We start from the raw sequence: 26,360 nt of genomic DNA, 5'->3' as shown, positions 1-26,360 counted from the left end.
TCACGCCCCTTCGGCGATCGCCTTGGTCTCCAGGTACTCCTCGAACCCGGCCACGCCCATCTCGCGGCCGATTCCGGACTGCTTGTATCCACCGAACGGGACGTCCGCGCCGTACCAGACGCCGCCGTTCACGCTGACCGTCCCGGTGCGGAGGCGCGCGGCGACCGCGTTCGAGCGCTCCGGACTTCCGTGCACCGCGCCGGAGAGCCCGAACGGTGAGTCGTTCGCGATCCGGACGGCGTCGTCGTCACCGTCGTGCGGCAGCAGCACCAGCACCGGCCCGAAGATCTCCTCGCGCGCGGTGCGGCTGTCGTTCGTCAGGCCCGTGACCAGCGTCGGCTCGATCCAGAAGCCGCCGTCGCGGTCGGGACGTCCGCCACCGCACGCGAACGCGCCGCCCTCGTCGAGCGCGAGCCGCAGGTACGCCTCGACCCGGTCGCGCTGCCGCGCCGAGATCAGAGGCCCGCAGATCGTCCCGTCGTCGGACGGATCGCCCGGCCCGAGCCGCGTCAGCGTCTTCGCCATGATCGCGGCGGCCTCGTCGTACCGGTCGCGCGGGACGAGGACGCGCGTGGTGATCGCGCAGCCCTGTCCGGCGTGCGTGACGCCCGCGAACGCCGCGTACGAGCAGGCCGCCCTGAGGTCCGCGTCGTCCAGCACGATGAACGCGGACTTGCCGCCGAGCTCCAGGAACACCCGCTTCAACGTCGTCGCGGCGGACGCCATGACGGCCCGTCCGGTGTCGGTCGAGCCGGTGAACGAGACCAGGTCGACGCGCTCGTCCGCGGCGAGGCGCGCGCCGATCGCGTGGTCGGACGATGTGACCACGTTCAGCACGCCGGGTGGAAGGTCGGTCTCGGTGGCCGCGAGCACGCCGAGCGCCGCCGCGCACCAAGGCGTGTCCGGCGCGGGTTTCAGCACGACGGTGTTGCCCGCCGCCAGCGCCGGGCCGACCTTCGCCAGGTTGATCTGGTGCGGGAAGTTCCACGGCGTGATCGCCGCGACGACCCCGGCCGGTTCCCGGACGATCCGCCGGTGCGACGCCATGCCCATCGGCTCGGCGCGTCCGAGGTCGGTCTCCCAGGCGTAGGACTCGGCGAGGTCGGCGAACCAGCCGAGGTCCGCGACCGGGGCGTCGAGCTGCGCACCGAACGTCAGGAAGCGCGGTGCGCCCGCTTCGCTGATGGTCATTTCGCGCAGTTCGTCGGAGTGGCGTCGCAGGGCGTCCCGGAGTTGCCGCAGGCAGTGGGCCCGGAACTTCACATCGGACGACCAGCCGGACGCGTCGAACGCGCGCCGCGCGGCGGTCAGCGCCTGGTCGAGATCGTCGGCGGTGGCGTCGGCGGCCTGCCCGATGACCTGGCCCGTCGCGGGATCGACGGTGTCGAACGCGCCGCCGGAGCCGGGGACGAGACGGCCGTCCAGGAGGAGGGGAGAGGGGGCGTTACCGAACAAGCGATCGGTTGTTCTGGACACCTGTCCAGACTACATTTCAGGCCATGACCGAACGCAAGTACCGCACGGACTATTCGGGCGACTTCGACCCCGGTTTCCGCTTCGAGGACCTGTCGCGGGAGGCGCTCGTCCGGCTCGTCCGCGAGTACGCGCTGATCGTCCACCTGCTCGACCGCTCCTGCCTGACCGCCGTCGGCCTCCGCTACGGGCAGGAGGCCGTCGAGGAGATCGCCATCGAGGAGTGGAAGGGCGCGAGCCCGATCTACACGCAGCGCATCCGCGAGATCATGCGGATCGAGGGCGACGGCGTCTCGGCCATCTTCAAGGTGCTGCAGCTCGACCCCGGATTCGCCCAGCACTACATGGACGTCGAGTACGAGCTGATCGACGAGACCCACGGGTTCTTCCAGCTCCGCTCGTGCGGCGCGCTGCTCGACGTCGAGCCGTTCGGCGAACGCTCGGTCACGGGCATGTGCCACACCATCGAGGACGGCACGTTCGACATCACCGCGCAGGCCGTGAACCCGAAGGCGCGCATCCGGCCCGTCCACCGTCCGCCCCGGAACCCCGCCGGACGCGTCCCGCACTGCCGCTGGGAGGTCGTCATCGACGACGACACCGAGACCCTGCCCGAGGCCGACATCACCCGCATGACCCGCGGCACCACCGCCGCCCGCCACCGCTTCCCCGCGATGCGGGACGGCACACCTCACGTTCCCGGGTGATGTGCCTCACCTGATCGATACGTTGTCACCGGTCGAGCGCCCGGGGTACCTTTCTGGACAGTTCGTCAATAAGACCCGCCGTCCCGCCGGAGCCGCCCATGACCGCCCAGCTCGGGGAGCCGGACAACCTCGTCCTGCAGGCCCGCGACGTGCGCTTCGACTGGTCCACGGTGCCGCTGCACTGGATCCCGGGCGACCCCGTCGCGACCCACCTGATCAACGTGCTGCACATGCTGCTCCCGGCCGGCGAGGAGTGGTTCGTCCGGGTGTTCAAGGAGGCCGTCCCGCTCGTCCGGGACGACCGGCTCCGCGAGGACGTCCTCGGCTTCATCGGCCAGGAGGCCATGCACGCCGCGTCCCACGAGGCCGTCCTCGACCACTTCGTCGAGCAGGGCCTGGACGTGCGGCCGTTCGTCCGGCAGGTCGACTTCTTCTTCGAGAGCATGCTCGGCGACCGCGGCCTCACCGGCGACCGCCGCCGCGCCTGGCTCAACGAGCGGATCTCCCTCATCGCCGCGATCGAGCACTTCACCGGCGTCCTCGGCGACTGGATCCTGAACGCCGAGGAACTCGACCGCGCGGGCGCCGACCCGATGATGCTCGACCTGCTGCGCTGGCACGGCGCCGAGGAGGTCGAACACCGGCACGTCGCGCACGAGCTGTTCATGCACCTGGACGGCCGCTACTCCGTCCGGCTGCGCGCGATGGCCGAGTCGATCACCATGCTGACCTCGCTCTGGCAGCGCGGACACCGCTACCTCATGGCCGCCGACCCCATCGTCCAGGGCCGGATCAAGGGCGGCGTCCGGCACATGCGCCGCACCGGGCTCGCAGGGCTCACCCCGAGCGGCCGCATGGTCGGCGCGTCCGTGGGCCGCTACCTGCGCCGCGGCTACAGCCCGCTCAACGAGGGCTCCACCGAGCAGGCCATCGCCTACCTCGCCTCGTCCCCCGCCGCGCAGGCCGCCCTGCGATGAGCCGCATGCCCTACCCCGCCGACCTGTACGGACGCCGCGCCCGCGACCCGTTCTGGGTCGCGCTCAACGCCTTCTTCACCGGCATCCAGCGGGTGCGTTCGCTGCGCCCGCCCGTCCTGCCGCCGGTCCGCGAGGTCGACCGCTCGACGGCCCTGGTCGTCCGATCCGTCCGGAAGGTCGCCGAGGACGTCGTCGCCCTCACCCTCGCCGCCCCGGACGGCGCCGTCCTGCCCGCCTGGCACCCCGGCTGCCACCTCGACCTGTACCTTCCGTCCGGACGCCGCCGCCAGTACTCCCTGTGCGGCGACCCGTCCGACCGCCGCGCCTACCGCATCGCCGTCCGCCGCCTCCCGGACGGCGGAGGCGGCTCCGTCGAGATCCACGACGAGATCACCGAGGGCGACGTCCTCAGGATCCAGGGCCCGCGCAACGCGTTCCCCCTGATCCCCCGCGACCGCTACCTGTTCATCGCGGGCGGCATCGGCGTCACCCCGGTCCTCCCCATGGTCCAGGCCGCCCACAGGGCCGGAGCCGACTGGCGCCTCATCTACACCGGCCGCACCCGCGAAACCCTCCCCTTCCTGGACGAACTGGCAGAACTCCCGGCCGACCGCATCACCATCCGGACGGACGACACCGACGGCATCCCGTCCTCCGGGGACCTCCTCGCCGACGCCACCCCCGGCACCGCCGTCCACGTCTGCGGCCCGGCCCCCATGATCGACGCCATCCGCGCCGCCTTCCCGTCCGACGCGACCCTCCACTACGAACGCTTCGCCCCCGCCCCCATCACCAACGGCCGCGCCTTCGAAGTCGAACTCGCGCATTCGGGCCGCGTCCTGAACGTCCCCCCGACCCGCTCGGCCTTGGACGTCATCAAGGAAGAACTCCCCGACGTCGCCTACTCCTGCCGCCAGGGCTTCTGCGGCACATGCAAGGTCCGAGTCCTGTCCGGCGACGTCGACCAGCGAGCCCCCTCCGACCCACCCGGCGACAACACCATGCTCACCTGCGTCTCCCGAGCCACAAAAGGCCGCCTCACCCTAGACCTCTGACACAACCGCCGGATTCCGCTTGCTTCTCCACAGGATGCGTCACGCATAAACACCTGGCGAACACCGGGAGTGGCCACCGGAATTGCCCCCTTGATCAGGGCATATACCTGGCTTAGCGTGTGTGGCAACGCGCCCGATCTGGCAAGGGAGTCCCCATGCGTCGTCGTATCACCGCCGCCCTCCTGGCGGTCCTGATGAGCGTCGGCTTCACGGCCGCGGTCACCGGTGTGAGCGCGGCCCCCGCCGCCGCCGACAACGTGTACTGCTGCTGACCGGTACCCCACGGTTAACGCCCTTCCACGGCGGGGCGTTAATGCGTTGCGCGCCAAGGTGCGCGATGGCACTGTAGGTCACGTCCGCAACGGACAACGAAACTTCTGAGGGGAGGACCGGCTGATGCTTGAGCTTTATCGACTGCCCAGGGCGTCACACGCTCGCACCGGCCGGTATCCCACTTCCTGACTCCGGCCCGCGCCCCGGTGACGCCGAAATTCCACCAAACGTGCGCGGCTCTAGTCCAACAGGCAGAGACGTCGGCTTCAGGAGCCGGAGGATCGGGGTTCGAATCCCCGGAGCCGCACTACGCCCTCGTAGTCCAATTGGTAGAGGCGTCCGGTTGAGGGCCGGGATGGTATGGGTTCGAATCCCATCGAGGGCACGCCAGGGGTGGCGCCGAAGCAGGAGAGTCGGGCCTGCCTGTAAAGCAGGTGCTCAGCGCTGAGTGGGTTCGAATCCCACCCACCCCACAAACGCACACCTGAACAGGAAGTTCCTACTCGGGCGAGGGCCACGAGATCCCAGCGTCCGTGGACAGCCACACTCGTTGCCCGGCCGTGCTGGCTGTGATTCCGAAGTTCGACCAGTCCGGACAGCCGAAGTCCTCCCACGATGTGTACGCCGTCTCGACCAGGTCCCAGAGCGCACGTGGCCCACCTTGCTCGACATGGTGTCGGCCCTGGTCATCGGCGGGGTAGAGCTCGGCCCAGGATCCGTCGGACGCGGCCAGGCCGTAGAGCTGGGAGCCGTCCTCGTGCGTGGCCCAGTACGGCGAAGCGTCGCCGAGCTGCAGCTGCGCCAAGAACGCGAACGCGGGGTCGTCCAGAACGTCGGAGGAGAGTTCCGTTTCGCGCATGTCCTCGGCCTCGGGGTAGGGGGGATCGGCGGCGGGCTTCAACGACCGTGCGGGCATGAACCCCGCCCACCTCGGCAGGTAGCGGCCGGACGCCGTGCCATCCTGGCCGACCTTGGCAAGGACCATCGCTCCGCCAAGACCCCCGGCGACGTTGGCGAGGATGAGCCCGCCGGGCCGGGACTGGACGATCCAGCTGGACGGAATGTTGGGGAACGCGCACGTTCCGATCACGCGGTCGTAGGGTGCTGCGCCGGGGAAGCCGTCGCGCCCGTCCGCGGTCGCCAACGTTGGCCGATATCCGAGCCCGGCGAGTCGCCCCCGTGCGTCACTCACCAACCCGCCGTCGATGTCGATCGACGTGACATGGGCCGAGCCAAGACGCTCGCTCAGGAGGGCGGCGTTGTAGCCGGTGCCCGTCCCGACCTCCAGCACGGTCATGCCGTCGGCGATGTCCAGGGTTTCCAACAGTCGCGCCATGAGCCCAGGCGCGGTGGACGAACTCGTCCACGCCCCACCGCGACTCCCACCTGCGAGTGCGACCTCGACAGGCACGCCCCTGACCTGGGTGATCAGGGTCTCGTCGGAGTAGACCCCGTCGAGCCACCGTTCGCGCTGGTCGGGGTCGTCCCCGCTGACCAGCGTGTATCGGACGCCATCGGGGGTGTGCTCGTACCGGGCGTAGTGCGGAACGAACACGTGTCGTGGAACGTGCGCGAAGGCCCGCCGCCATGCGGGGTCGGTGATCTCGCCAGCCCCCGCGAGCCGATCAGCCAGCGCGGCTGCTCTCCGAGCGGCGTCCGCGTCGATGCTGGATCGGGTCATCGCTCTACTCCTTCGAGTACGTCGGCGATGGAAGCCGCGATCGGCAGATCGCAGTGATGGGCCAGCCAGCCCCACTCGCCGTTGGGGTTCAGGTCACCAAGAAAGAACCACTCGCCGCGCGGGTCGATGGCGAAGTCTGCCGCGCAGGAGACCAGACCGATCCCACCCAGCCCACCAACACACTCCTGAACGGAAGTGTCCACGAACTCGATGCGGTGACCTGGGCTGCGCGGAACCGCTGTACATCAGCGCCGCTGGGTGTTGAGGGGTGTGGGTGGGGGAAGTTGGACCAGGGGGCGCTGACTGCGGGAGGGCAGCGTGTTCGATGCGGGTCTTCGCGATGAGTTGCTGCGCCGAGTGGAGCGGGATCAGGCGGTGCGGACGGCCGTCGCGCCTGGGGAGTCGCTGTCTGCGGAGGCGATCGCCGAGTGGCGGGCCGTGGACGCTGACAACACGGCATTCTTGAAGGGCGTCATCGCTGAGCAAGGTTGGCCCGGTGCGGACGTGGTGGGTGAGCGGGCCGCTCAGGCCGCATGGCTGCTGGCGCAGCACGCCGATCGCGACGTTGAGTTCCAGCGCAGCTGTCTGCCGCTGTTGCGCGCGGCCGTCGAGGCGGGCCAGGCGAAGCCGTCTGATCTCGCCTATCTCGTTGACCGGGTGCGCGTGGCCGATGACCGGCCACAGGTTTATGGCACCCAGTACTGGACTCAGGACGGAGTGCTGCGGCCCCGACCGATAGAGGATCCCGAGCGTCTCGACGAGCGCCGGGCTGCGGTCGGGCTTGGGCCACATTCAGACTATGACCGCACAATGCGCGATCTGAATCCATGAACGGTGAGGGGCCCGCCGACCCGGCTGCGGGCGCGCGCGTTCGCCAAGCCCTCGCCGGTGGATTCCTAGACCAGGTCCCGGGCCCGCCCGTGGCGGCGGCCGACTCACAGCGGCACTCGGTCCGCAGCGTGACCCGTCGGCGGACGGTACGCGTTTTGTCTGGCGTAGGGAGTCGGGGATTGCCAGACAACTTCCCCCCTCCAAGGCTGGGGATGAACGGCCATCTCCGGCCGTTCGTCCAGCATCCGGCAGAGGGAGACGCATGCGCACGCACCTCAAGGTCATCATCGCCACAGGGGCGGCTACCGCCGGCCTCATGATGGCCGCCGCCCCCGCCTCAGCCCAACAGGAGCAGGGGCCGCACGGCAGCAGGATCACCCTGGCGGGCGAGGATTACCGGCCGACCACCGGCGGGTTCGTCCCGGCGAAGGACGACTTCTACCCGAGCACCGGTGGGTTCGCCCCTGCGGGAGAGGAATACTGGCCGAGCAACGGCGGGTGACGGTTTGTGGCTCTGGCTGTACCCGGGTGAGTGCGCTCATCTGAGTTCGGGATGGCCTGGGGCCCGCTCACAGTTCGGGGCCGCACAGCACCACGCTTCCCGCGTCCTGCCCAGCGCGTCCCATCAGACGACGGGCATCGTGGTGTCGGCCGGGACGACGGTGAAGTGCTTGAGTTATGAGGCTGGCCGGAAGTCGCGTCACGACGGCTTCCGGCCATGGGAGCGTCGTGCTCATCAGGCGGTGCGCTGCGGGCAGCTCATTGTGTGGCGCCTCAGCCGGGATGATGATGCGCAGGTCGCTGATGCCGCCCGACAGCTGATCGAGGCGTTCGCCGAGGAACGTTGACCGACCGCCCCTGACGGTGCATGAGGATACGAGGACTGCGCTAGGCGGCTAGCTTGCCTTGAGGGCCGCGAGGACGGCCCCGAAGCCTTCCCGACTCAACGCAAGCACCCCAGCATCCGGATCCTTGCTGTCCCGCAACGCCACCCGACCACGCGCGTCCGCAACCTCCACGCAGTTGTCCCCGATTTCGTCGCTGCGCGAAGCCTTTTGCCATGCGGAACGCGGGACGGCTCCAACCTCGACGCAGTTGTCGCCGCTCTCGTTGCTGCGCGAAGCCTTGCGCCACACCGTCTGACTCAGTTCCATCGGTCGTCAATGGCCCTTCTGATCAGAGAACGTGTGTCTCGGGCGTTGTGAGCCTCGGCCTGCAGGCACGCGAAGGTCTCATTGAGCATCGCGAGGTCATTCGGGTCGGATGAGGTCTCACCACCGTAAGCTTTCACGGTGTACCCTAACTCCTTCTGATCGGGCTGTGTAGCGATGGCGAAGCAAGACCACAGGTTGCGGACGTAGACCACCGGAAGCAGCTGGATGGTGATGTTCGGCCGGTGAGACAGCGCGTGTAGGAATTCGAGCTGATCATGCATGGTTTTTGAGTTCCCCACCTCCCGATAGAGGATGCTCTCGTCCATCACGGAATGGATGGCCGGAGGGTGTTCCCGGACCAGACGCTCCTGGCGCTTCATGCGTGCCCGGACCTTGGATTCGTCCGAGAGAAGCGCGGAAGCGTAAGCCTCCGTCTGGAACAGGCCATACACGAGACGCTCTTCGAAGGTGCGGAGCATGCTCGCGGTTCCCTCTGCCCGGGGGAAGCTGCCGAAGTGCGCGGCGTAGCGGGCAGCCTTGAACTCCTGAAGGAGCTCGTCCCACGCCCGGACAATCTCCCCTCGAGCTTCAAGCGCCCCATCGAGGCGTGTGGCGAAGTCGCGTCGGCACCGTGTTCGCCCAGTCTCCACCAGCCCGACGTAACTGCGCGACACGCTCGTGCGCCTGGCTACTTCCGTCTGGTTGCAGTTCCGCGCCACGCGGAACTGACGTACTCCCTGGCCGAAGCTGAGCAGGATCGGGTCGATCTTGTTCTCGGGCATCCCTGACCGCCGTTCAGTTAGCGCCGTTGCTATCGGATGCGAGTGAGTTGTTGGTGCTCGCTTGTTGTCACGGAACGCTACGCCGCCGCGTGGCTGGATGAGTACACATTCGGCAACTCTGTGTGAGGGAAATGCGAGGGGCGTGCATGAGCAGGGAAAACGATCAGTGCGTGGCGGCGGCGGTGGCCGAGATCGTGGTGGAGGCGTGCGGGGAGTCGATCAAGGAGGTGCGGGATTTCGTGGCGGAGTGGTTCAGCGCCCACGAATACGCTTCCGGCCTGGTCTATCTCGCACGGACGGTCGTCTCGGAGCTCGTCACCAACGCGCTCAAGCACGCCTGTGACCCCGGTGACCCGATCACCGCGCGTGTGCTGCTCTCGGACGCCGGTCCCGTGATCGAGGTGGAGGACGGCTCCGATGACCAGCCCGTCGTCCAGGCCCTCACGCTGGACGAGACGACCGGACGCGGGCTGGCCATGGTCGAGCTCATGACGCTCGCCTGGGGCGTCCGTCCGCGCGGGGGCGGCGGCAAGGTCGTCTTCGCGGTGCTGGACGTCGAGTGACCGGCCGGGTTCTGCTCCTGCACCTTCTTCGCGAGGTGTTTCCGCAGTGGGACGTCTTCGTGGACGACCGCTCGGTCTGGCGCGCGACGGGTGCTCTGCTCGTCAGCGCGTCATCCCCGGAAGTCCTCGCCGACGCGCTTATGGAAGCTGAAGGCATGGAGGGCGGCTCGCCGCGCATGATGCTCTGACCGGCGTGCGGCGTCGCTGAGAGCTGCTTCCGGAGAGCCGCCGACGGTGCGGGTCAGGCGTGGATGAGGGTGATCGGGCGGCCGGATGGGGATAGGGCGTTGGTGATTCCGGTGCGGTCGGCGATGGGCGGTGCGATCGTGCGGCGGTCGAAGACGACGAGGGTGCCGGTGTCGAGGCCGAGGTCGTCGAGGTAGCCGTCCAGCTGGACGAGGCCCTTGGCGACCTGGTCGCCGGACTTGTCCGTCCGGACCTTGAGTTCGAACGCCGAGAGTTGGACGGCCCGATGTCCGTGTTCATCCAGATGCGGCTTGCGGACGGCGATGTCCACGCGGTCGCGTCCGACGGCGTACTCGCGGTCGATGAAGCCGCCGCCGTTCACCACCCGCTGGAGGAACGCCATGAAGACCAGCTGGCAGGCGAACTCGTGGTAGGTCTCGCGCTTGTCCAGGATCTCCCCGTTGACCTTCCAGAACGCGACGAACTCCGTGAGAAGCCGGGGAATGTCGAGCCGTCCGTCCGGGAGGAGAAAGGCGCGTGGCTCGGCGTCGACGACCGTTCCACCGCCTGTGAGAGCACCCGGACGACGACCTCCTGGTAAATGGGGTTGGCGATCTGGACGGGTCGCCCCCGGGTCACGAGTCCGAGATCGCGGACGAAGGAGAGGTCGTCGTCGTACCGCTCGTCCAGGGGAAGGTTCGTTCCGGCCAGGATGGGCTCGATCACCCGGTGCACTCGAGGCTCCACGAGCCGGTCGACCAGTGAGTCCAGGTGGGTGGCGCGTTCAAGGATGAGCCGTTCGACGGCTTCGTCCATGTGGGCGTCGGTGATCGGCTCGGACACCGGCACCCGCATGTGACGCGTGATGTGCCGGGCCAGCGCGTTCACCAACCAGGGCTGCCCCTGGCTGACCTCGAAGGCACGCTGAACGGCCGCGTTCTCGAACTTCTGCCCGGTCTCCTTGGTGTGCTGTCCGTAAAGCTCGGCGACCTCGCCGAAGGTGAAATCGTTGAGCAGCAGCGACGCGGCCTTGATGTTGAACGGGCTCGTACCCTGCATTCCTTCGGGGTCTCCACCTGAGGCCATCTTGTAGTCACGGACGTCTCGGAGTCCGCAGAGTGCCACCGAATGCGGGAACGCGGCCTTCATCGTGTAGCCGTTACGAAGCTGACTGAGGACACTGATCAGACTCGCTCCGGTCAAGCCGTCGATCTCGTCGAAGAACAGAACCAGCGGCAGAGGCGAACGATGGGCCCAAGCGCTCAAACCAACGCGGAGTCGCGAGCCGGGCGCCACCTTCGGCCAAGTCGTGGGCGGTAGACAGTCCGGCGGAACGTCCAGTGTGGCGCACGCCTCGCGAATGGCCGTCAACACCAGTTCTTCGGCAGCCGCATAGTCGTTCCCGGTGACCCTTGCGTCTTCGCAGGAGAAGCGAACGGCCAGAAACCGCCCCGTGGCAGTCAGGTCGTCGGCAAGGGCGTCGAGCGTCGTGGTCTTTCCCGTCTGCCGAGGCGCGTGGAGGACGAAGTACAAACCCTCCTCGATCAACTCGCGGGCCTCGGGGAGGCGCGGCTCCGGCGGCAGCATGTAGTGGCGGCCGGGACGGCAGGGACCCGCGACGTTGAAGAACTTCACGCTCCGTACGCTATCCGCTACATGATTGGGGTGGAGGGGCTTCGCGCGGCGTTCGACGCGCTGGTCGACGCCTGACCGCGACGAACCGGGGCATGCGCCGGAGCATGTGTTCGGTCAGTCGGTGGCGAGGGCCTCGCGGAGGGCCTTCACGGCGGCGGTCGGGACGTAGTCGTCGGGGACGCCTTCGACCAGGATGATGTCGCCTTCGATGTGCCGTGAGCGCAGCGGCGCGATCTCGCGGTAGGCGGGGGAGTCCCACCAGGCGCGCGCGGCGGCGGCGTCGGGGAAGCCGATCATCACGACGCTTCCCGTCCAGTCGCCCTCCAGGATCTGGTGCTGGGCGACGTGGACGAGGTAGCGCCCGCCGTGCGGCTCGAACGTCGACGGAAGACGCTCGATGTACTCGGCGATGTCGGCGTGCGGGGCTGCGTCCTGCAGACGGGCGATGACGTAAGCGGTCACGGTGTTTCCTCCGGTCTTGTGCGGGTGTGTGACTGATCTTTCCGGCTGGGGTGCGGCAAGGCGATGACCCGACAGGTAATGCGCGGCATGAGGGTGGACGGCACAGAAGCGCTGAACTAGTGTCTGGACATGTGTCTAGGGAAATGGCGACGGAGTCCACGCGGCGGCGGTTGACCTCGCGGCAGGCCGAGACCGTGCGCAGGCTGACCGAGGCCGCGGTGGACGAGGTGCGGGAGGTCGGGTTCGACGGGCTGACCGTGCGGAACGTCGCGCGGCGGGCCGGGGTGGCGCCGGCGACGGCCTACACGTACTTCGCGTCCAAGAACCACCTGGTCACCGAGGTGTTCTGGCGGCGGCTCAGCGCGTTGCCCGAGGTGAACGGGGCACCGGGGCGCGGACGGGTCGTCGAGGTCCTGCGGGAGATCGCGCTGCTGGTCTCGGACGAGCCGGAGCTGGCCGCGGCCTGCACGGCGGCGATGCTCGGCACCGATCCGGACGTCCGCGAGCTGCGGCTGAAGATCGGGGTCGCGATCCGGGGGCGGCTCCAGAAGGCGCTCGGGTCGGACGACCAGAAGGTTCTGGGGGCGTTGGAGCTGGCTTATTCGGGGGCGCTCGTGCACGCGGGGATGGGCTACACCTCGTACGCGCGCGTGGCAGACCGACTGGAAGAGATGGCGGAGCTGATCCTGCCCGACCCCTAAGCGAGGTGGCGGCTGTGGACCCCTCCTACAGCCCGTACGACTACGCCGTTCACGAAGACCCCTACCCCCTGTACGCGCGGTTGCGGGACGAGAAACCGCTGTACCGCAACGATGAGCTCGATTTCTGGGCGCTGTCCAGGCACGCGGACGTCGCCAAAGCGTTCCGCGATTTCGCGACGTTCTCCAACCGCAACGGCGTCTCGCTGGAGCCGAGTGCCTGGGGCCCGTTCGCGCACCGGACGATGTCCTTCCTCGCCCTCGATCCACCCAAGCACACGCGCATGCGCGCGCTGGTCTCCAAGGGCTTCACCCCGCGCCGCGTGGAGCAGATGAGCGACGACATCAGGGCGCTGACCAGGCGTTATCTGGACGAGGCCCTGGGCGGCGGCGAGTGCGACTGGGTGGCCGACTTCGCCGGACGCCTCCCCATGGACGTGATCTCCCAGATGATCGGCGTCCCCGAGGCCGACCGGGACGAGGTGCGGCGGCTCGCGGACCTGGTCGTCCACCGCGAGGACGGCGTTCACGACGTCCCGCCCGCGGGCATGGAGGCCGCGCTCACACTCGTCGGTTACTACCAGGACCTCGTCGCGGCGAAGCGCGAACGTCCCGGCGACGACCTGACCTCGGCCCTCCTCGACGTCGAGACCGACGGCGACCACCTGGACGACAAGGAACTCCTCTCCTTCCTCTTCCTCATGGTCGTCGCCGGGAACGAGACGACGACCAAACTCCTCGCCAACGCCCTGTACTGGGGTTCCCGCAATCCCGGCCAGCTGCGCAAGCCGTTCGAGGATCCCGGACGCGTGGACGACTGGGTGGAAGAGACGCTCCGCTACGACACGTCCTCGCAGATGATCGGCCGGACGGTCGCGAAGGACGTCGAGCTCCACGGCACGACCGTCCCGGCAGGGGAGCGCGTGCTGCTCCTCGTCGGATCGGCGAACCGCGACCCGCGCGCCTTCGAACGCGCCGACGAATACGACCTCGACCGCGACACGTCCCCGCTGGTCAGCTTCGGCGGCGGACGGCACTTCTGCCTCGGCGCGAACCTCGCCCGCCTGGAGGCGCGCATCGGCCTCACGGAACTCGTCCAACGCGTCACGTCCTTCGAGGTGGACGAGGCGAGCGCGCGCCGCGTCCACTCGATCAACGTGCGCGGGTTCGCGAGCCTGCCCGTCCGATGGGAGACGAGGTAGATGCCCAGATTCGAACCACATCCGACACGTCGCCCAGCAGTCGTCACAGGCGCTTCGTCCGGAATCGGAGCGGCCACGGCGACGGCGCTCGCGATGGCCGGGCACCCCGTGGCGCTCGGTGCACGCAGAGCGGACAGATGCGAGGAGTTGGCCGCGACGATCCGCGCGGGCGGCGGCGAAGCGTTCGCGCACCAACTGGACGTGGGCGACGGCGACTCTGTCAAAGCGTTCGCTCAGGCGGCGGCGGAGAACCTGGGCGCGATCGAGGTGGTCGTCTCCGGCGCGGGCGACCTCCAGGCGCACAGACTCCACGAAATCGACTCGGACGAGTTCGCCGCGCAACTCCAGGTGCACCTCGTGGGAGCCCACCGGATGGTGTCGGCGTTCGTCCCCGGAATGGTCGCGCGCCGACGCGGCGACATGGTGTTCATCTCGTCCGATGTCGTCCGTTCACCCCGAACGCGCATGGGCGCGTACATCGCGGCGAAGAACGGCGTCGAAGGCATGGCCCGCCAGATGCAGATGGAACTCGAAGGCACAGGCGTGCGCGCGAGTCTCGTCCGGCCGGGCCCGACGTCCACAGGGATGGGTATGAACTGGGATCCGGAGACGACCGCCCAGGTCCTGGACGACTGGGTCAAATGGGGACACGCGCGTCACCCCTACTTCCTGCGCCCGTCCGACGTCGCCGCCGCTGTGGTGGCCGCCGTCGCCACACCGCGCGGCGCGCATCTCTCGCTCATCGAGGTCCAGCCGGAAGCCCCGCTGGAGGAGAAGTGACGATCCCGATCGTGTCGGGAGGCCCCGACCACCTGGAAGAACTCCGCCGCGACCCGATCGCGCTCATGCGACGCGTCCGGGACGAGTGCGGTGACGTGGGCGAGTTCCGGATCGGCGGACGCCGCGTCGTGCAGCTCACCGGCGCCGAGGCCAACGAGTTCTTCTTCCGCGCCCCCGACGAGGACCTCGACCAGGCCGAGGCGTACCCGTTCATGACGCCGATCTTCGGCGAGGGCGTCGTCTTCGACGCGACGCCCGAACAGCGCCGCGAGGCCCTGCACAACCAGGCGCTCAAGGGGTCCTTCCTCAAGGGCCACGCCGCGACGATCGCGGACGAGGTCGCCCGGATGGTCGCCGGGTGGGGCGACGAGGGCGAGATCGACCTGCTCGACTGGTTCGCCGAGCTGACCATCTACACCTCGTCCGCGTGCCTGATCGGACGGAGGTTCCGCGACCAGCTCGACGGCCGGTTCGCCGAGCTGTACCACGACCTCGAACGCGGCACCGACGCGATCGCCTACGTCGACCCGTACGCGCCGATCGAGAGCTTCCGCAGGCGGGACGAGGCGCGCGCGGCGCTGGTACGGCTCGTCCAGGAGATCATGGACGGCCGGGACCCGCATCCGCCGCGCGAGGACCGCGACCTGCTCGACGTCCTCCTGTCGATCCGCGAGCCGGACGGCACGCCGAGGTTCGGCGCCGACCAGGTCACCGGCATGTTCATCTCGATGATGTTCGCCGGGCACCACACCTCGTCCGGCACGGCCGCCTGGACGCTGATCGAACTGCTCCGCAACCCGGAGGCCCTGCAGGACGTCACCAGGGAGCTGGACGACCTCTACGCCGACGGGCGGGACGTCAGCTTCCAGGCGCTTCGCGCGATCCCGCGCCTCGAAGCGGCGGTCAAGGAGGCCCTGCGCCTGCACCCGCCGCTGATCCTCGTCCTCCGGGTCGCGCAACGCGAACTCGAGGTCCAGGGCCACACGATCGCCCCGGGCACGATGGTCGGCTGCTCCCTGGCGATCTCCAACCGCATCCCCGAGGACTTCCCCGACCCCGACACGTTCCTTCCCGACCGCTACGCAACGCCCAGGGAAGAAGACCTGCTCAACCGCTGGACGTGGGTCCCGTTCGGCGCGGGACGGCACCGCTGCGTCGGCGCGAACTTCGCGATGATCCAGCTCAAAGCGATCTTCTCCGTCCTCCTCCGCGACTGGGAGTTCGAACTCGCCCAGCCGCCCGGGACGTACCGGAACGACCACTCCAAGATGGTCGTCCAGCTCGCGCGCCCCTGCGCCGTCCGCTACCGGAGGCGGCGATGAGGATCGACGTCGACCTCGACCTGTGCCAGGGCCACGCGATGTGCGAGCTCGAAGCGCCGGACGTCTTCGAGGTGGCCAGGAAGGGCAAGGTCCGCATTCTCGATCCCGAGCCGGGCAGTGAGCACCACGACGAGGTCGCGGCGGCCGTCCGGTTCTGCCCGACCCGGGCGCTACGGATGGAGGCGTGATGCCCGCTTTCTCCCGAACCGAGCTGGACGCGATGGTCGAGCACTGGCTGGAGGCCAACCGGCGCTGCGAGGCGGCGGGGGACTGGCGTCCGCTCGCCGACCTCTATACCGAGGACGCCACCTACGGCTGGAACGTCGGCCCCGGCCAGGACTTCATGGCCGTCGGACGCGAGGAGATCCGCGACGTCGCGCTCGGCGCCGAGATGGGCGGGCTCGACGGCTGGACCTACCCCTACCAGGCGATTCTCGTGGACGAGCGGCGCGGCGAGGTCGTCGGGTTCTGGAGGCAGGTCGCCGACGCGAAGCGTCCGGACGGCACGCCGTACGAGGTCGCCGGGATCGGCGGCAGCTGGTTCCGCTACGCCGGGGACCTGCGCTGGTCCTGGCAGCGTGACTGGTTCGACCTCGGCAACGTCACGTCCGTGTTCGTCGAGATGATGAAGGCGGGAACCCTGTCGGACGGCATGAGACGCCGCCTCGACAGGGCCGCCTCCAGGGATCCGGTCCCCGGCTACTACGCGCGCGGGGAGGCTCCCGCGCCGATGTGGTGAACGATCCGCCCCCGGTCGAGGACGAGCCGTGAACCGGTGAAACGCGACCGCATCCGCCGGTCGTGCGTGACGACGACGAGCGCGCCCTCATATCCCCCGAGCGCGGCCTCCAGTTCCTCCACCAGGACGGGGGACAGGTGGTTCGTCGGCTCGTCGAGCAGCAGCAGGTCGGCGGGATCGGAGACGAGCCGGGCCAACTCGATCCGCCGCCGCTGCCCGTAGGACAACTCGCCGACACGCCGTCCCAGGTCGGACGGCTCGAACAGGCCGAGCGACAGCAGGATGTCAGCGTGCTCGTCCAGGTCTCCGGGCCGCCGGTGCGCGAACGCGCGGAGCACGCTCATCCCGGGCGGCCACGGAACCTCGTCCTGCCGCAGATGCCCGACCCGCTTCGGCCGGACGACCGTGCCCTCGTCCGGGTCCAGCTCACCGGCGAGGACCTTGAGCAGCGTGGACTTGCCCGCGCCGTTCGGCCCGGTGACCAGCAGCCGCTCACCCGGCCCGATCCGCAACGAGGACGCCTCCAGACGTCCCCCGACCCGGACGCCGTCCAGCGCGGCGACGGTGTCGTCGCCCGCCGTCCTCACCTCGGCAGTGAACGACAGCGGGTCGGGCGGCGGCGCGACCGGGTTCGCCGTCAGCCGCTCGACACGCTCCTTGGAGATCCGGATGCGGCTCATCGCGCCGTGCGCGCGCCCGCGTCCACGGAACGCGCCGTGGCCGAACCCGGGCTTGTCCACCTTGCGCGGGATCGCGTTCACGCGGGCCGCGTTGGCGGCGACGAGACCGCGGTTCCGCGCGATCTCGTGCCTCCACTCCTCGTACTCGCGCAGGCGTCGGGCGCGTTCCGCCGCCTTGGCGGCCAGGTAGCCGGCGTAGCCGTTGCCGTACCGGACGACCTTGCCCGCCTCGACCTCCAGGACCGTCGTGGTCAGCCGGTCGAGGAACACCCGGTCGTGGGTGACCGCGACGACCGTCCCGCGATGCGCGCGCAGGTGGTCTTCGAGCCACGCGACGGCCTGGTCGTCCAGGTCGTTGGTCGGCTCGTCCAGCAGGAGCAGCTCGGGCGAGGCGGCGAGGACACCGGCGAGAGCGAGCCGCGACCGCTCCCCGCCCGACAGCGTGCCGAGTGGACGCGAGCGGTCGAGGCCGGGCAGGCCGAGGCCGTGCAGAGCGACGTCCACGCGCGCGTCGGCGTCGTACCCGCCGCGTGCCTCGAACCGTTCCTGCAGGTCGCCGTACAGATCGAGCAGGGACGGGTCGCCTGCGAGCCGCTCTTCGAGGGCCCGCATCCGCGCCTCGATCGCGCGCAGATCGGCCAGCGCGAGGTCGATCGCCTCCTGGACGGTCGCGTGCGCGGGCATAGCGAGCGTCTGCGGCAAGTAGCCGACACCGCCGTCCGCGACGACGGTGAGCTCGCCGTTGTCGGCGTGCTCACGCCCGGCCAGCAGCCTGAGCAGGGTGGACTTGCCGGTTCCGTTGTCGCCGATGACCCCGACCTTCTCGCCGGGCTTCACGGTCAGTTCGACGTCGCTCAGGACGACACGGTCGGAGTAACGCTTGGTGACATGACGAAGGGTGAGTTGCGCGGTGCGCAAGAAGACTCCCGAGAGGTTTCACTGATCGACAGGGACGCGTCGGAACACGGTCCGCGGCGGAGCGTCAGCGGCTCAACGCGGCGGTCACGTGTCGATCAGAGAAAAATCAGCGAACCCACGTCCCTCACGGTACGTGAAGCCTCACGAACCGCGCAAGCAAGTTTTTCCGGACAAGGGCGTGTCTCAAAGCCACCTGCCCTACTGCGCGACGCCCAGGCACGCGCCTCGCGGGGTTGTCGTCGGTCGACGGCCAAACCCGGGCCGACTCCCTCCTCCGCCCCCACGATGCACGCACCTGGACGCCGCTCGCCACGGGCGCCGACTTCGAGACACGCCCTAGATCTGGTTTTCGGGCTTGGCCGGAATCGTGGCGGTGATGGCCTGGCCGATCTCGATCAGCGTGTCCCCGGGCGGTGCGTACTTCGGCGGGATCGTCACCTCGACGTACGCCTGGCGGCCCAGGACCGTCCAGGTGATCGGGCGGTCGTGCGGGTACCCGTGCCACTGCAGCCCGTTGACCTCCATGAGCTGCTCGTCCATCCGGTAGGTGGACGGCAGCGGCACACCGCAGCGCAGCGCGATCGCCGGATCGCCCCACGCCGCCGTCAGCGGCGAGTCGGGCGTGGTGTCGCGGCGCTTCAGGCCGTGGAGCTTCGCGGGAAGCTGGAGCCCCTGGCACAGCTTGACCGTTGCGGCGTCAGGCTTCGGCGCGGGCACCTGCACCGAGCCGCTGCCGCAGGCCGCGAGCAGCGGCGCCACGGCCAGGAGCGAGACCCCCGCCGCCGCCCTGCGCACGACCGTCCTGAACGGGCCGTGCATGACGGGTGCGGAGGCGGACATACCGCCCACAGTCGTTCTAGATATGAACGATCGGACAGGTGAGAGTCCGGGTGATCCCCTCGACACCCTGGATCTGGGCGACGACGAGCTTGCCGAGCTCGTCGACATTGCGCGCCTCCGCTCGAACGATCACGTCGTAGGGACCCGTGACGTCCTCCGCCAGGGTCACGCCGGAGACACCGCGGATCGTGTCGGCCACCGCCGCGGCCTTGCCCACTTCGGTCTGGATGAGGATGTAGGCCTGCACCATCACGTCCTCCCCGGGCGGAGATTCAACGTCGGACGGTCACCGTATCGTGTTACGCGCCGCCGCGGGCGACCGGGGGCCGCCCAAAAGGGTGAACGGGGAGAACAGGGGAAACGTGGAGAGTATCGGCGATCTCGGCGAGTTCGGGCTGATCCGCAGGGTGACCGGGCGTCCCCTGGGCCCGGACGTGCTGCTCGGCCCGGGCGACGACGCCGCGGTGATCGCCGCCCCGGACGGACGCGTCGTCGCCACCACCGACGTCCTCGTCGAAGGACGCCATTTCCGGCTCGACTGGTCGTCCCCTTACGACATCGGCCGAAAGGCCGCCGCGCAGAACCTCGCCGACGTCGTCGCCATGGGCGCACGCCCGACGGCCCTGCTCGTCGGGTTCGGCGCACCGCGCACCACGTCCGTGGAGTGGGCGCGGCGCCTGACCGACGGCATCGCGGACGAGGCCGCGCTGGTCGGGGCGTCCATCGCGGGCGGCGACACGGTCGGCTCGCCCACCGTCACGATCGCGGTGACCGCCCTCGGCGACCTCGGCGGCGCGCCGCCGGTCACCCGGTCCGGCGCGCGTCCCGGCGACGTGGTCGCCGTCCGGGGACGGCTGGGCTGGGCCGCGTCCGGGCTGCACCTCCTCGAACACGGCCTGGAAGGGGGGCCGGACGAGCTGGTCGCCGCGCACCGCCGTCCGCAGCCGCCGTACGCCGCGGGGGAGGAGGCGCGGTCACTAGGAGTGACCGCCATGCTCGACGTCAGCGACGGCCTGCTCCAGGATCTCGGGCACATCGCCGAGCTGTCGGGCGTCGCGATCGACGTCTCGGCCGCCGCCGTCCCGCTCCCGCCGAGGATCTCCGCGTCCTTGGCGTTCCATGACCGGTCCCTGGCGTCCCATGACGAAACGCCGACGATCGAAAGCGAAGGTAAAACCTCGTCCGAACCGGGCGCCGGGGGCGTTCCGGTGCCGGATCCTCTCCACCTGGCGCTCACCGGCGGGGAGGACCACGCGTTCGCCGCGACCTTCCCCGGAGGCACCGTGTTCCCGGCGTCCTGGACGGTCGTCGGACGCGTCGCCGAGGGTGCCGGGGTCACCGTCGACGGGAGCGTTCCAGGCGTCCGAGGCTGGGACCATTTCCGGGGTTAAGCCCAGGTTAAAAGGGGTCGACGGCGTTCCGGTGGTTTACTCGTCCGGTAGGCATGCTTGGTGAGGGTTTGGTATACATCCTGTGATCGAAGAGGGATGGGATGGGACGACACACCAGACTCCAGACGCCCGACGACGAGGGTCCGCCGCCACCGGCGGGGCCCGCCGCGGGGCCTCGGTGGAAGCAGCTGGTCGCGCACGTGCCGTTCCCGCTGATGCCGCTCGTCGCGCTCATGATCGCGGTCGGCGTCATCGTTCTGGCCTACAGCACGCAGCAGATCTCGCTGAACTTCAACAAGTCGCCGCAGGCGGCCACACCGCAGGACGCGGACGGCCCCAGCGACGGATCCATGTCGGAGCACTCGCCGGGCGGGCGCGCCAGCCGCGGCGCGGGCCGCACCGACGTCACCGTGGCGTTCCGCGTGGCGTCCCGCACGTCCAACGGGTTCCGCGGCATCGTCACGATCAGTAACCACGGCTCGACGACCGTCCCGAAGTGGGCGCTCGCCTTCCGCGTCCCGGGCGGCAATGTCCGCGCGGTCTCCGGCGCGAGCGTCGTCCAGACGGGCCCCGTGGTGCACGTCCGCAGCCGCTCCGGCCAGGCCCTGCCGCCCGGCGCGTCGCTGCGCCTCACCTTCACGTCCGTGGGCGCGGTCGCCGCCCCGGTCGACTGCGTCCTCAACCGCGCGACCTGCGTCCGCGGCTAGGGCGTGTCTCAAAGCCACCTGCCGTCCGGCGCTCCGCCCCTGATCACCGTGGGGGTCCGGATTGCCTAGAGTGGGCGCCATGACGTCCCACCAGCCAGGTCAGGCCCCTCCGCTCGTCCTCACCGTCGCCGGTTCCGACTCCGGCGGCGGCGCGGGGATCCAGGCCGACCTGAAGACCATGCTCGCCAACGGCGTCCACGGCATGAGCGTCATCGCCGCCGTGACCGCGCAGAACTCCCTGGGCGTCCAGGGCTACTGGGAGCTGCCCGCCGAGGCCGTCCGCGCCCAGCTCGACTCGGTCCTGTCCGACATCGGCGTGGACGCGGTGAAGACCGGCATGCTCGCCTCGAGACCGCTGGTGGAGCTGGTCTCCGAGGTCCTCGCCGAGGTGCCCGCCCCGGTCGTGGTCGACCCGGTCGGCGTCTCCAAGCACGGTGACTCGCTGCTCGCGGGGGACGCCGTCGAGGCCGTCCGGAAGCGCCTGCTGCCCATCGCGACGGTCGTCACCCCCAACCTCTTCGAGGTCGAGCAGCTCACCGGCGTCAAGGTCGTGGACGAGTCGGGCATGCGCGCCGCCGCCGAGGCCGTCAAGGAACTGGGCCCCCAGTGGGTCCTGGTGAAGGGCGGCCACCTCCCCGGCGAACCCGCCGACCTCCTCTTCGACGGCGTCGCCGAGTACCGCTTCACCGCCGAACGCCACGACAACCGGCACACCCACGGCACCGGCTGCACCCTGGCGTCCGCGATCGCCTCCAACCTGGCCAAGGGCGAACCCGTCCCCGAGGCCGTCGAGAAGGCCAAGCGCTACGTCACCGGCGCCATCGCCGCGGGCTTCCCCCTCGGCTCAGGCATCGGCCCCGTCGACCACGCCTGGAACCTCCACCACGCCTGACCGGTCGTACCAGGGCCCTGGGCTTCCCACGGAAGCCCAGGGCCTCCCAGCCCGCCGAGACAAAGAGAAACCGGCCGGAGGGGGAGCCCCTCGGCCGGTTCTCGGAGTCTGGAAGGTCAGACGGTCGGCTTGACGACCTTGCCCGCCTTGATGCAGGAGGTGCAGGCGTTGATGCGCTTGGTGGTGCCGTTGAGGACGGCGCGCACACGCTGGATGTTGGGGTTCCAGCGGCGCGGGGTGCGGCGGTGCGAGTGGGAGACGCGCATGCCGAAACCGGGTCCCTTGCCGCAGACGTCGCAGACGCTAGCCACGGGAAACTCCAAGTTGGGTGTCGATGCTCTGGACCGGACCGCCTCTGACTCGGTGATGGTCACCGGAGGCGCATCCTGGCAAGCGCCCCGGACGAGGCGCACGAATCAGAGTAGCCCAGGCTGCGGCCGGTAGGCGAATCGGCATATGGAGCGGCCCGGGGACCGGCCTGCGGGTTCGCCTCGTCCCGCGGTGTTCCCAAGGGCGGGTTCGCCGCGATAGACCAGTGGTCCTGGAGTGGTCCGCAGGGCGGCACGGCCGACGGGAGCGGGTGTGGGCGAGGTCCTCGACGGCGCGGCGGTGCGGCGGTGGTGCGGGCTGGCCGCCGAGGCGCTGGGCCGGACGAGGGCGGAGATCGACGCGCTCAACGTGTTCCCCGTCTCGGACGGCGATACCGGGACGAACCTGCACCTGACCGTCCTGGCCGCAGCGGACGCCGTCCAGGGGCTCCCGGCGGACGCCGGGGCAGCCGAGGTGTGGCCGGCGCTCGCGCGCGGCGCGCTGCTCGGGGCGCGCGGCAACTCCGGCGTGATCCTCAGCCAGTTCCTGCGGGGGATGGCCGAGATCCTGGGCGGACGCGGCGCGCCCCCGCCGGACGGCCGGGTCTTCGGCGAGGCGCTCGGGTACGCGGCCCTGCTGGCCAGGCACGCCGTGGAGCACCCCGTCGAGGGGACGATTCTGAGCGTGCTGGCCGACGCGTCCGGCGAGACCGGGGAGGAGACGACGCTCGCCGGGGCGGTGCGGGCGGCGGCGGCCGGGGCGCGGCGCGCGCTGCGGGCCACGACCGGGCAGCTCGACGCCCTGTCGCGCAGCGGCGTCGTGGACGCGGGCGGCGCGGGCCTCTGCGTGGTCCTCGACGCCCTCACCGCCGTGATCACCGACGAGTTCCCCGAACGCTACGAGATCCCGCCGCGAACCGCGCCCGGCCCCGCTGCCACCCCGCCGGACGAGTCCCGTCCCGGTCCCGGCTACGAGGTCATGTACCTCCTGGACGCCCCCGACGACGGAATCCACGAGCTGCGCGGAGCCCTGGACGGCCTCGGCGACTCGCTCGTGGTGGTCGGCGGCGACGGCCTGTGGAACGTCCACGTCCACGTGGACGACGCCGGGGCCGCGATCGAGGCGGGGATCGGGGCGGGCCGTCCGCACCGGATCCGGGTCACCTACCTGAAGGCCCAGGAGGGAGGCCCGCAGGCGCCCTGCACGGGACGCGCCGTGGTCGCCGTCACCGCCGCCGAGGGCCTGGCCGAGCTGTTCGAGGACGCCGGGGCCACGGTGGTGCGGCGCGCGCCCGGGACCGTCCCGCCGCTGGCCGTCCTCGCCGAGGCGATCCTCGCTGCAGGGGACGAGGTCGCGGTGCTGCCGAACGAGCCGAAGGTGCTGGACCTGGCCGAGGCCGCCGCCGAACGGGCCCGCGAGGGCGGCGCGCGGATCGCGGTCGTGCCGACCCGGGCGTCCGTCCAGGGCCTGGCGGCGCTGGCCGTCCATGATCCGCTGCGGCGGTTCGCCGACGACGTGATCGCGATGACCCGCGCCGCCGGGGCCACCCGGTTCGGACGGCTGGAGATCGCCGCCGAGGAGGCCGTGACCAGCGTCGGGCTGTGCCGTCCGGGCGACGTCCTCGGCCTGATCGACGGGGACGTGGCCCTGATCGGCCGGGACCTCGCCGGGACCGCGCGCGGCCTGCTCGACCGGATGCTGTCCGGCGGCGGCGAGCTGGTCACGCTCGTCCGCGGCTCCACCGCGCCCGCCGATCTCACGGGCGTCCTGGAAGCCCACCTGCGCGCCCGCCACCCGGACGTCGAGACCGCCTCCTACGACGGCCGCCAGGACTCCCACCCCCTGCTCGTCGGCGTCGAATGACCGACGGGCGCGGTAGAAAAGACGGGTGACGAACCTCGACGAGCCGTTGCGCAAAGTCCTGGGCGACAAGACCGCCAAGGTCCTCTCCAAGGGCCTTGACCTGCACACGGTCGGCGACCTGCTGCACCACTACCCGCGCCGCTACGCGCACCGGGGCGAGCTGACCCCGCTGAACGAGCTGGCCGACGGCGAGCACGTCACCGTCATGGCCGAGGTGGTCAAGGTGCAGGGCCGCACGCTGTCCCGCAGCCCCGGCTACGTCCTGGAGATCACCGTCACCGACGGCACCGGCGAGCTGAAGCTGAGCTTCTTCGGCCGCCGGGGCTCCTACATCCCCGAACGCGACCTGTCCCCGGGCACCCGCGGCCTGTTCGCGGGCAAGATCAGCACCTACCGGCCGCGTTCGGGCCGTCCGCAGCGCCAGCTCGCGCACCCGCAGTACAAGGTCGTCGCCGCGCGCGACGCCGACGCCGCCGCCCGCGAGTGGGCGGACGAGATCATCCCGATCTACCCGACCACCAAGGGCCTGGACATCGACGCGATCGGCAAGTCCGTCGCGACCGTCCTGGACCTGGCCGACCTCGGCGACGACCCCATGCCCGAGGTCCTCCGCAAGCGCCTCGGCATGATCTCCCTCGCCGACGCCTACGAGGGCATCCACCGCCCGAAGGACTGGGAGCAGCTCGGCCGCGCCCGCAAGCGCCTGAAGTGGGACGAGGCGTTCGTCCTGCAGATCGCGCTGGCCCAGCGCCGCCGCGCCGCCGCCGCGCTCCCCGCCAGGCCCCGCCCGTCCACGGGGGACGGCATCCTGCACGCCTTCGACCAGCGTCTCCCCTTCGACCTCACCGAGGGCCAGCTCCAGGTGGGCGCGGAGATCGCCGCCGACCTGGCGAAGTCCCACCCCATGCACCGCCTCCTCCAGGGCGACGTCGGCGCCGGCAAGACAATGGTCGCTTTGCGGGCGATGTTGCAGGTTGTGGACAACGGGGGGCAGGCGGCGTTGCTGGCGCCCACGGAGGTGCTCGCGCAGCAGCATTACCGGTCGATCACCAAGATGCTCGGGGAGCTCGGGCAGGCGGGGCAGATCGGCGGGGCCGAGGCCGCGACGCGGGTGACGCTGGTCACCGGGGCACAGGGGGCCAAGGTCCGGCGGGCGTCGCTGCTGGAGGCGGCCTCCGGGGACGCGGGGATCGTGGTCGGGACGCACGCGCTGCTCGAGGACCACGTCCAGTTCGCCGATCTCGGGCTCGTGGTCGTGGACGAGCAGCACCGGTTCGGCGTCGAGCAGCGGGACGCGCTGCGCGAGAAGGTGTCGGGCGGGCGTCCGCACGTGCTGGTCATGACGGCGACGCCGATCCCGCGGACGGTCGCGATGACGGTGTTCGGCGACCTGGAGACGTCCGTGCTGGGGCAGCTCCCGGCCGGACGGTCGACGATCAGCACGCACGTGGTGCCCCCGGAGAAACCGGCGTTCCTCGCCCGCACCTGGGAGCGGATCCGGGAGGAGGCCGGGAAGGGGCGGCAGGTCTACATCGTCTGCCCGCGCATCGGCGAGAAGGAGGGCGACGAGGGGGACGTGCCCGCGCCCGACGAGGAGGGCCGCCGGTCCCCGCTCGGAATCATGGAGCTGCTGCCGATGCTGGAGGGCGAGCTGCTCGCCGGGCTCCGGATCGGCGTCCTGCACGGCAAGCTCCACCCGGACGAGAAGGACGCGGTCATGCGCCGGTTCACGGTGGGTGAGCTGGACGTCCTGCTCGCCACGACGGTGATCGAGGTCGGCGTGGACGTGCCGAACGCGACCGGCATGGTGATCATGGACGCCGACCGGTTCGGGGTGTCGCAGCTGCACCAGCTGCGCGGCCGGGTCGGGCGTGGCACGCTGCCCGGCCTCTGCCTGCTGGTCACCGACGCCGAGCCGGGGTCCAAGGCGCGCGAGCGGCTGGACGCGGTGGCCTCGACGACCGACGGGTTCGCGCTGTCCCGGCTGGACCTGGAGCAGCGCCGGGAGGGCGACGTGCTCGGCGCGGCGCAGGCCGGGCGGGCGTCCAGCCTGCGGCTGCTGACCCTCCAGCGGGACGAGGACGTGATCCGCCTCGCCCGCGAGGAGGCGACCGCCCTGGTCGAGGACGATCCGGAACTGGAGCGGCACCCCGGGCTGGCGGCCGAACTGGCGTCCCTGCTCGACGAGGAGCGCACGGAGTACCTCGAGAAGACCTGATCAGAGGCCCTTCGGCGGGCCC

At 70.3% G+C, this 26,360-nt stretch carries 30 protein-coding genes and 3 tRNA genes; 21 read left to right on the top strand and 12 right to left on the bottom strand.

The window, feature by feature from the left end; translation table 11 throughout:
• Positions 1-1,476: an aldehyde dehydrogenase gene (locus P696_RS0126390; protein WP_064744121.1), complete on the bottom strand. Its 1,476-nt coding sequence runs from the start codon at positions 1,474-1,476 to the stop codon at positions 1-3.
• A gap of 23 nt (positions 1,477-1,499) precedes the next feature.
• Between P696_RS0126390 and P696_RS48245 the strand changes: the two genes are divergently transcribed.
• The 6 genes from P696_RS48245 (at position 1,500) to P696_RS0126355 (ending at position 4,958) form a co-directional block, all read left to right on the top strand.
• Positions 1,500-2,180 (top strand): hypothetical protein, encoded by a 681-nt coding sequence (locus tag P696_RS48245; RefSeq protein ID WP_051468200.1) that lies wholly within the window; start codon positions 1,500-1,502, stop codon positions 2,178-2,180.
• Positions 2,181-2,278: 98 nt separating this feature from the next.
• Positions 2,279-3,157 (top strand): metal-dependent hydrolase, encoded by an 879-nt coding sequence (locus tag P696_RS0126380; protein ID WP_026414674.1) that lies wholly within the window; start codon positions 2,279-2,281, stop codon positions 3,155-3,157.
• A gap of 5 nt (positions 3,158-3,162) precedes the next feature.
• The gene (locus tag P696_RS0126375; protein WP_211245868.1) at positions 3,163-4,212 is read left to right on the top strand and encodes a PDR/VanB family oxidoreductase; all 1,050 of its coding nucleotides are present in this window, start codon (positions 3,163-3,165) and stop codon (positions 4,210-4,212) included.
• Between the two features lie 506 nt (positions 4,213-4,718).
• Positions 4,719-4,792, top strand: a tRNA-Leu gene (locus P696_RS0126365).
• Between the two features lie 4 nt (positions 4,793-4,796).
• Positions 4,797-4,870 (top strand) — tRNA-Leu (locus P696_RS0126360).
• Between the two features lie 5 nt (positions 4,871-4,875).
• Positions 4,876-4,958 (top strand) — tRNA-Tyr (locus P696_RS0126355).
• Between the two features lie 26 nt (positions 4,959-4,984).
• On the opposite strand, the gene tgmC is transcribed toward P696_RS0126355, so the two are convergent.
• Positions 4,985-6,166 (bottom strand): ATP-grasp peptide maturase system methyltransferase, encoded by a 1,182-nt coding sequence (tgmC, locus tag P696_RS0126350; RefSeq protein ID WP_064744120.1) that lies wholly within the window; start codon positions 6,164-6,166, stop codon positions 4,985-4,987.
• On the bottom strand, positions 6,163-6,369 hold the full coding sequence (locus P696_RS56225) for a hypothetical protein (protein WP_157429926.1): 207 nt from the start codon (positions 6,367-6,369) through the stop codon (positions 6,163-6,165). Before P696_RS56225 ends, tgmC begins: the two co-directional genes overlap by 4 nt.
• A gap of 115 nt (positions 6,370-6,484) precedes the next feature.
• Between P696_RS56225 and P696_RS0126345 the strand changes: the two genes are divergently transcribed.
• Together P696_RS0126345 and P696_RS0126340 are read left to right on the top strand one after the other, a co-directional pair.
• Positions 6,485-6,997, top strand: coding sequence for a DUF6624 domain-containing protein (locus P696_RS0126345; RefSeq protein WP_051468199.1), 513 nt, complete (start codon positions 6,485-6,487; stop codon positions 6,995-6,997).
• Positions 6,998-7,259: 262 nt separating this feature from the next.
• A complete protein-coding gene (locus tag P696_RS0126340; RefSeq protein WP_026414670.1) occupies positions 7,260-7,499 on the top strand; it encodes a hypothetical protein in 240 nt (79 codons plus the stop codon).
• Between the two features lie 394 nt (positions 7,500-7,893).
• On the opposite strand, the gene P696_RS54875 is transcribed toward P696_RS0126340, so the two are convergent.
• Entirely contained in the window at positions 7,894-8,151 is a 258-nt protein-coding gene (locus P696_RS54875; protein ID WP_084338171.1) for a DUF397 domain-containing protein, read from the bottom strand.
• Complete coding sequence (locus tag P696_RS0126335) at positions 8,142-8,933, bottom strand: helix-turn-helix domain-containing protein (protein WP_026414669.1); 792 nt, start codon at positions 8,931-8,933, stop codon at positions 8,142-8,144. Before P696_RS0126335 ends, P696_RS54875 begins: the two co-directional genes overlap by 10 nt.
• A 146-nt stretch (positions 8,934-9,079) precedes the next feature.
• Between P696_RS0126335 and P696_RS0126330 the strand changes: the two genes are divergently transcribed.
• Together P696_RS0126330 and P696_RS0126325 are read left to right on the top strand one after the other, a co-directional pair.
• The gene (locus P696_RS0126330) at positions 9,080-9,496 is read left to right on the top strand and encodes an ATP-binding protein (protein ID WP_170026584.1); all 417 of its coding nucleotides are present in this window, start codon (positions 9,080-9,082) and stop codon (positions 9,494-9,496) included.
• Positions 9,493-9,684 carry a hypothetical protein gene (locus P696_RS0126325; RefSeq protein WP_026414667.1) on the top strand — a complete coding sequence of 64 codons (192 nt, stop codon included), beginning with the start codon at positions 9,493-9,495 and terminating at the stop codon, positions 9,682-9,684. The genes P696_RS0126330 and P696_RS0126325 overlap by 4 nt, the downstream gene beginning before the upstream one ends.
• A 53-nt stretch (positions 9,685-9,737) precedes the next feature.
• On the opposite strand, the gene P696_RS57550 is transcribed toward P696_RS0126325, so the two are convergent.
• The 3 genes from P696_RS57550 to P696_RS0126315 form a co-directional block, all read right to left on the bottom strand.
• Complete coding sequence (locus P696_RS57550) at positions 9,738-10,085, bottom strand: hypothetical protein (RefSeq protein WP_211245867.1); 348 nt, start codon at positions 10,083-10,085, stop codon at positions 9,738-9,740.
• Positions 10,061-11,317 carry an ATP-binding protein gene (locus P696_RS48240; RefSeq protein ID WP_211245866.1) on the bottom strand — a complete coding sequence of 419 codons (1,257 nt, stop codon included), beginning with the start codon at positions 11,315-11,317 and terminating at the stop codon, positions 10,061-10,063. The genes P696_RS57550 and P696_RS48240 overlap by 25 nt, the downstream gene beginning before the upstream one ends.
• A gap of 114 nt (positions 11,318-11,431) precedes the next feature.
• A complete protein-coding gene (locus tag P696_RS0126315; protein ID WP_026414666.1) occupies positions 11,432-11,779 on the bottom strand; it encodes a DUF1330 domain-containing protein in 348 nt (115 codons plus the stop codon).
• A gap of 143 nt (positions 11,780-11,922) precedes the next feature.
• Here P696_RS0126315 and P696_RS0126310 point away from each other — a divergent pair, with 143 nt between their 5' ends.
• The 6 genes from P696_RS0126310 to P696_RS0126285 are packed head-to-tail and all read left to right on the top strand — an operon-like array spanning position 11,923 to position 16,520.
• Positions 11,923-12,480, top strand: a complete 558-nt coding sequence (locus tag P696_RS0126310) for a TetR/AcrR family transcriptional regulator (protein ID WP_026414665.1) — start codon at positions 11,923-11,925, stop codon at positions 12,478-12,480.
• Between the two features lie 14 nt (positions 12,481-12,494).
• Entirely contained in the window at positions 12,495-13,679 is a 1,185-nt protein-coding gene (locus P696_RS0126305; RefSeq protein WP_211245865.1) for a cytochrome P450, read from the top strand.
• Complete coding sequence (locus P696_RS0126300) at positions 13,680-14,459, top strand: SDR family oxidoreductase (RefSeq protein WP_026414663.1); 780 nt, start codon at positions 13,680-13,682, stop codon at positions 14,457-14,459.
• Positions 14,456-15,781: a cytochrome P450 gene (locus P696_RS0126295; protein WP_026414662.1), complete on the top strand. Its 1,326-nt coding sequence runs from the start codon at positions 14,456-14,458 to the stop codon at positions 15,779-15,781. Before P696_RS0126300 ends, P696_RS0126295 begins: the two co-directional genes overlap by 4 nt.
• Positions 15,778-15,969: a ferredoxin gene (locus tag P696_RS0126290; protein WP_026414661.1), complete on the top strand. Its 192-nt coding sequence runs from the start codon at positions 15,778-15,780 to the stop codon at positions 15,967-15,969. The genes P696_RS0126295 and P696_RS0126290 overlap by 4 nt, the downstream gene beginning before the upstream one ends.
• Positions 15,969-16,520: a nuclear transport factor 2 family protein gene (locus tag P696_RS0126285; RefSeq protein ID WP_026414660.1), complete on the top strand. Its 552-nt coding sequence runs from the start codon at positions 15,969-15,971 to the stop codon at positions 16,518-16,520. The genes P696_RS0126290 and P696_RS0126285 overlap by 1 nt, the downstream gene beginning before the upstream one ends.
• Here the strand turns inward: P696_RS0126285 and P696_RS48235 are convergent.
• The 3 genes from P696_RS48235 to P696_RS0126270 form a co-directional block, all read right to left on the bottom strand.
• On the bottom strand, positions 16,484-18,118 hold the full coding sequence (locus P696_RS48235) for a TlrC/CarA/OleB/SrmB family ABC-F type ribosomal protection protein (RefSeq protein ID WP_051468197.1): 1,635 nt from the start codon (positions 18,116-18,118) through the stop codon (positions 16,484-16,486). The two genes, P696_RS0126285 and P696_RS48235, sit on opposite strands and share 37 nt — an antisense overlap.
• Positions 18,119-18,454: 336 nt before the next feature.
• Positions 18,455-18,958 carry a DUF3515 domain-containing protein gene (locus P696_RS0126275; RefSeq protein WP_245627813.1) on the bottom strand — a complete coding sequence of 168 codons (504 nt, stop codon included), beginning with the start codon at positions 18,956-18,958 and terminating at the stop codon, positions 18,455-18,457.
• A 16-nt stretch (positions 18,959-18,974) separates the two neighbouring features.
• Positions 18,975-19,208, bottom strand: a complete 234-nt coding sequence (locus tag P696_RS0126270) for an Lrp/AsnC ligand binding domain-containing protein (protein ID WP_026414658.1) — start codon at positions 19,206-19,208, stop codon at positions 18,975-18,977.
• A gap of 112 nt (positions 19,209-19,320) precedes the next feature.
• Between P696_RS0126270 and P696_RS0126265 the strand changes: the two genes are divergently transcribed.
• The 3 genes from P696_RS0126265 to thiD all read left to right on the top strand — a co-directional run bounded on the left by P696_RS0126265 (position 19,321) and on the right by thiD (position 21,948).
• Complete coding sequence (locus P696_RS0126265; protein ID WP_026414657.1) at positions 19,321-20,349, top strand: thiamine-phosphate kinase; 1,029 nt, start codon at positions 19,321-19,323, stop codon at positions 20,347-20,349.
• A 101-nt stretch (positions 20,350-20,450) separates the two neighbouring features.
• Positions 20,451-21,056, top strand: a complete 606-nt coding sequence (locus P696_RS0126260; protein ID WP_026414656.1) for a cellulose binding domain-containing protein — start codon at positions 20,451-20,453, stop codon at positions 21,054-21,056.
• 79 nt (positions 21,057-21,135) lie between these two features.
• On the top strand, positions 21,136-21,948 hold the full coding sequence (thiD, locus tag P696_RS0126255) for a bifunctional hydroxymethylpyrimidine kinase/phosphomethylpyrimidine kinase (protein WP_026414655.1): 813 nt from the start codon (positions 21,136-21,138) through the stop codon (positions 21,946-21,948).
• Positions 21,949-22,064: 116 nt separating this feature from the next.
• On the opposite strand, the gene rpmB is transcribed toward thiD, so the two are convergent.
• A complete protein-coding gene (rpmB, locus tag P696_RS0126250) occupies positions 22,065-22,259 on the bottom strand; it encodes a 50S ribosomal protein L28 (protein ID WP_026414654.1) in 195 nt (64 codons plus the stop codon).
• Between the two features lie 271 nt (positions 22,260-22,530).
• On the opposite strand from rpmB, the gene P696_RS0126245 reads away from it, so the two are divergent.
• Positions 22,531-24,120, top strand: coding sequence for a DAK2 domain-containing protein (locus tag P696_RS0126245; RefSeq protein WP_026414653.1), 1,590 nt, complete (start codon positions 22,531-22,533; stop codon positions 24,118-24,120).
• 25 nt (positions 24,121-24,145) lie between these two features.
• On the top strand, positions 24,146-26,338 hold the full coding sequence (gene recG, locus P696_RS0126240; protein ID WP_026414652.1) for an ATP-dependent DNA helicase RecG: 2,193 nt from the start codon (positions 24,146-24,148) through the stop codon (positions 26,336-26,338).
• Positions 26,339-26,360: the final 22 nt, after the last annotated feature.

Origin of the sequence: Actinomadura oligospora ATCC 43269, assembly GCF_000518265.1 — a bacterium.
Lineage (GTDB): Bacteria > Actinomycetota > Actinomycetes > Streptosporangiales > Streptosporangiaceae > Spirillospora > Spirillospora oligospora.
This window is presented reverse-complemented; position numbering and strand designations above follow the sequence as displayed.

What these genes read in the sequence shown, in the direction of transcription:
- P696_RS48245 (WP_051468200.1), top strand. Translation starts at nt 1,500, where the DNA reads ATGACCGAACGCAAGTACCGCACGGACTATTCGGGCGACTTCGACCCC.
- P696_RS0126380 (WP_026414674.1), top strand. Translation starts at nt 2,279, where the DNA reads ATGACCGCCCAGCTCGGGGAGCCGGACAACCTCGTCCTGCAGGCCCGC.
- P696_RS0126375 (WP_211245868.1), top strand. Translation starts at nt 3,163, where the DNA reads ATGCCCTACCCCGCCGACCTGTACGGACGCCGCGCCCGCGACCCGTTC.
- tgmC (WP_064744120.1), bottom strand. Translation starts at nt 6,166, where the DNA reads ATGACCCGATCCAGCATCGACGCGGACGCCGCTCGGAGAGCAGCCGCG.
- P696_RS0126340 (WP_026414670.1), top strand. Translation starts at nt 7,260, where the DNA reads ATGCGCACGCACCTCAAGGTCATCATCGCCACAGGGGCGGCTACCGCC.
- P696_RS54875 (WP_084338171.1), bottom strand. Translation starts at nt 8,151, where the DNA reads ATGGAACTGAGTCAGACGGTGTGGCGCAAGGCTTCGCGCAGCAACGAG.
- P696_RS0126335 (WP_026414669.1), bottom strand. Translation starts at nt 8,933, where the DNA reads ATGCCCGAGAACAAGATCGACCCGATCCTGCTCAGCTTCGGCCAGGGA.
- P696_RS0126330 (WP_170026584.1), top strand. Translation starts at nt 9,080, where the DNA reads ATGAGCAGGGAAAACGATCAGTGCGTGGCGGCGGCGGTGGCCGAGATC.
- P696_RS57550 (WP_211245867.1), bottom strand. Translation starts at nt 10,085, where the DNA reads ATGGCGTTCCTCCAGCGGGTGGTGAACGGCGGCGGCTTCATCGACCGC.
- P696_RS0126310 (WP_026414665.1), top strand. Translation starts at nt 11,923, where the DNA reads ATGGCGACGGAGTCCACGCGGCGGCGGTTGACCTCGCGGCAGGCCGAG.
- P696_RS0126300 (WP_026414663.1), top strand. Translation starts at nt 13,680, where the DNA reads ATGCCCAGATTCGAACCACATCCGACACGTCGCCCAGCAGTCGTCACA.
- P696_RS0126290 (WP_026414661.1), top strand. Translation starts at nt 15,778, where the DNA reads ATGAGGATCGACGTCGACCTCGACCTGTGCCAGGGCCACGCGATGTGC.
- P696_RS0126285 (WP_026414660.1), top strand. Translation starts at nt 15,969, where the DNA reads ATGCCCGCTTTCTCCCGAACCGAGCTGGACGCGATGGTCGAGCACTGG.
- P696_RS0126275 (WP_245627813.1), bottom strand. Translation starts at nt 18,958, where the DNA reads ATGTCCGCCTCCGCACCCGTCATGCACGGCCCGTTCAGGACGGTCGTG.
- P696_RS0126270 (WP_026414658.1), bottom strand. Translation starts at nt 19,208, where the DNA reads ATGGTGCAGGCCTACATCCTCATCCAGACCGAAGTGGGCAAGGCCGCG.
- P696_RS0126260 (WP_026414656.1), top strand. Translation starts at nt 20,451, where the DNA reads ATGGGACGACACACCAGACTCCAGACGCCCGACGACGAGGGTCCGCCG.
- thiD (WP_026414655.1), top strand. Translation starts at nt 21,136, where the DNA reads ATGACGTCCCACCAGCCAGGTCAGGCCCCTCCGCTCGTCCTCACCGTC.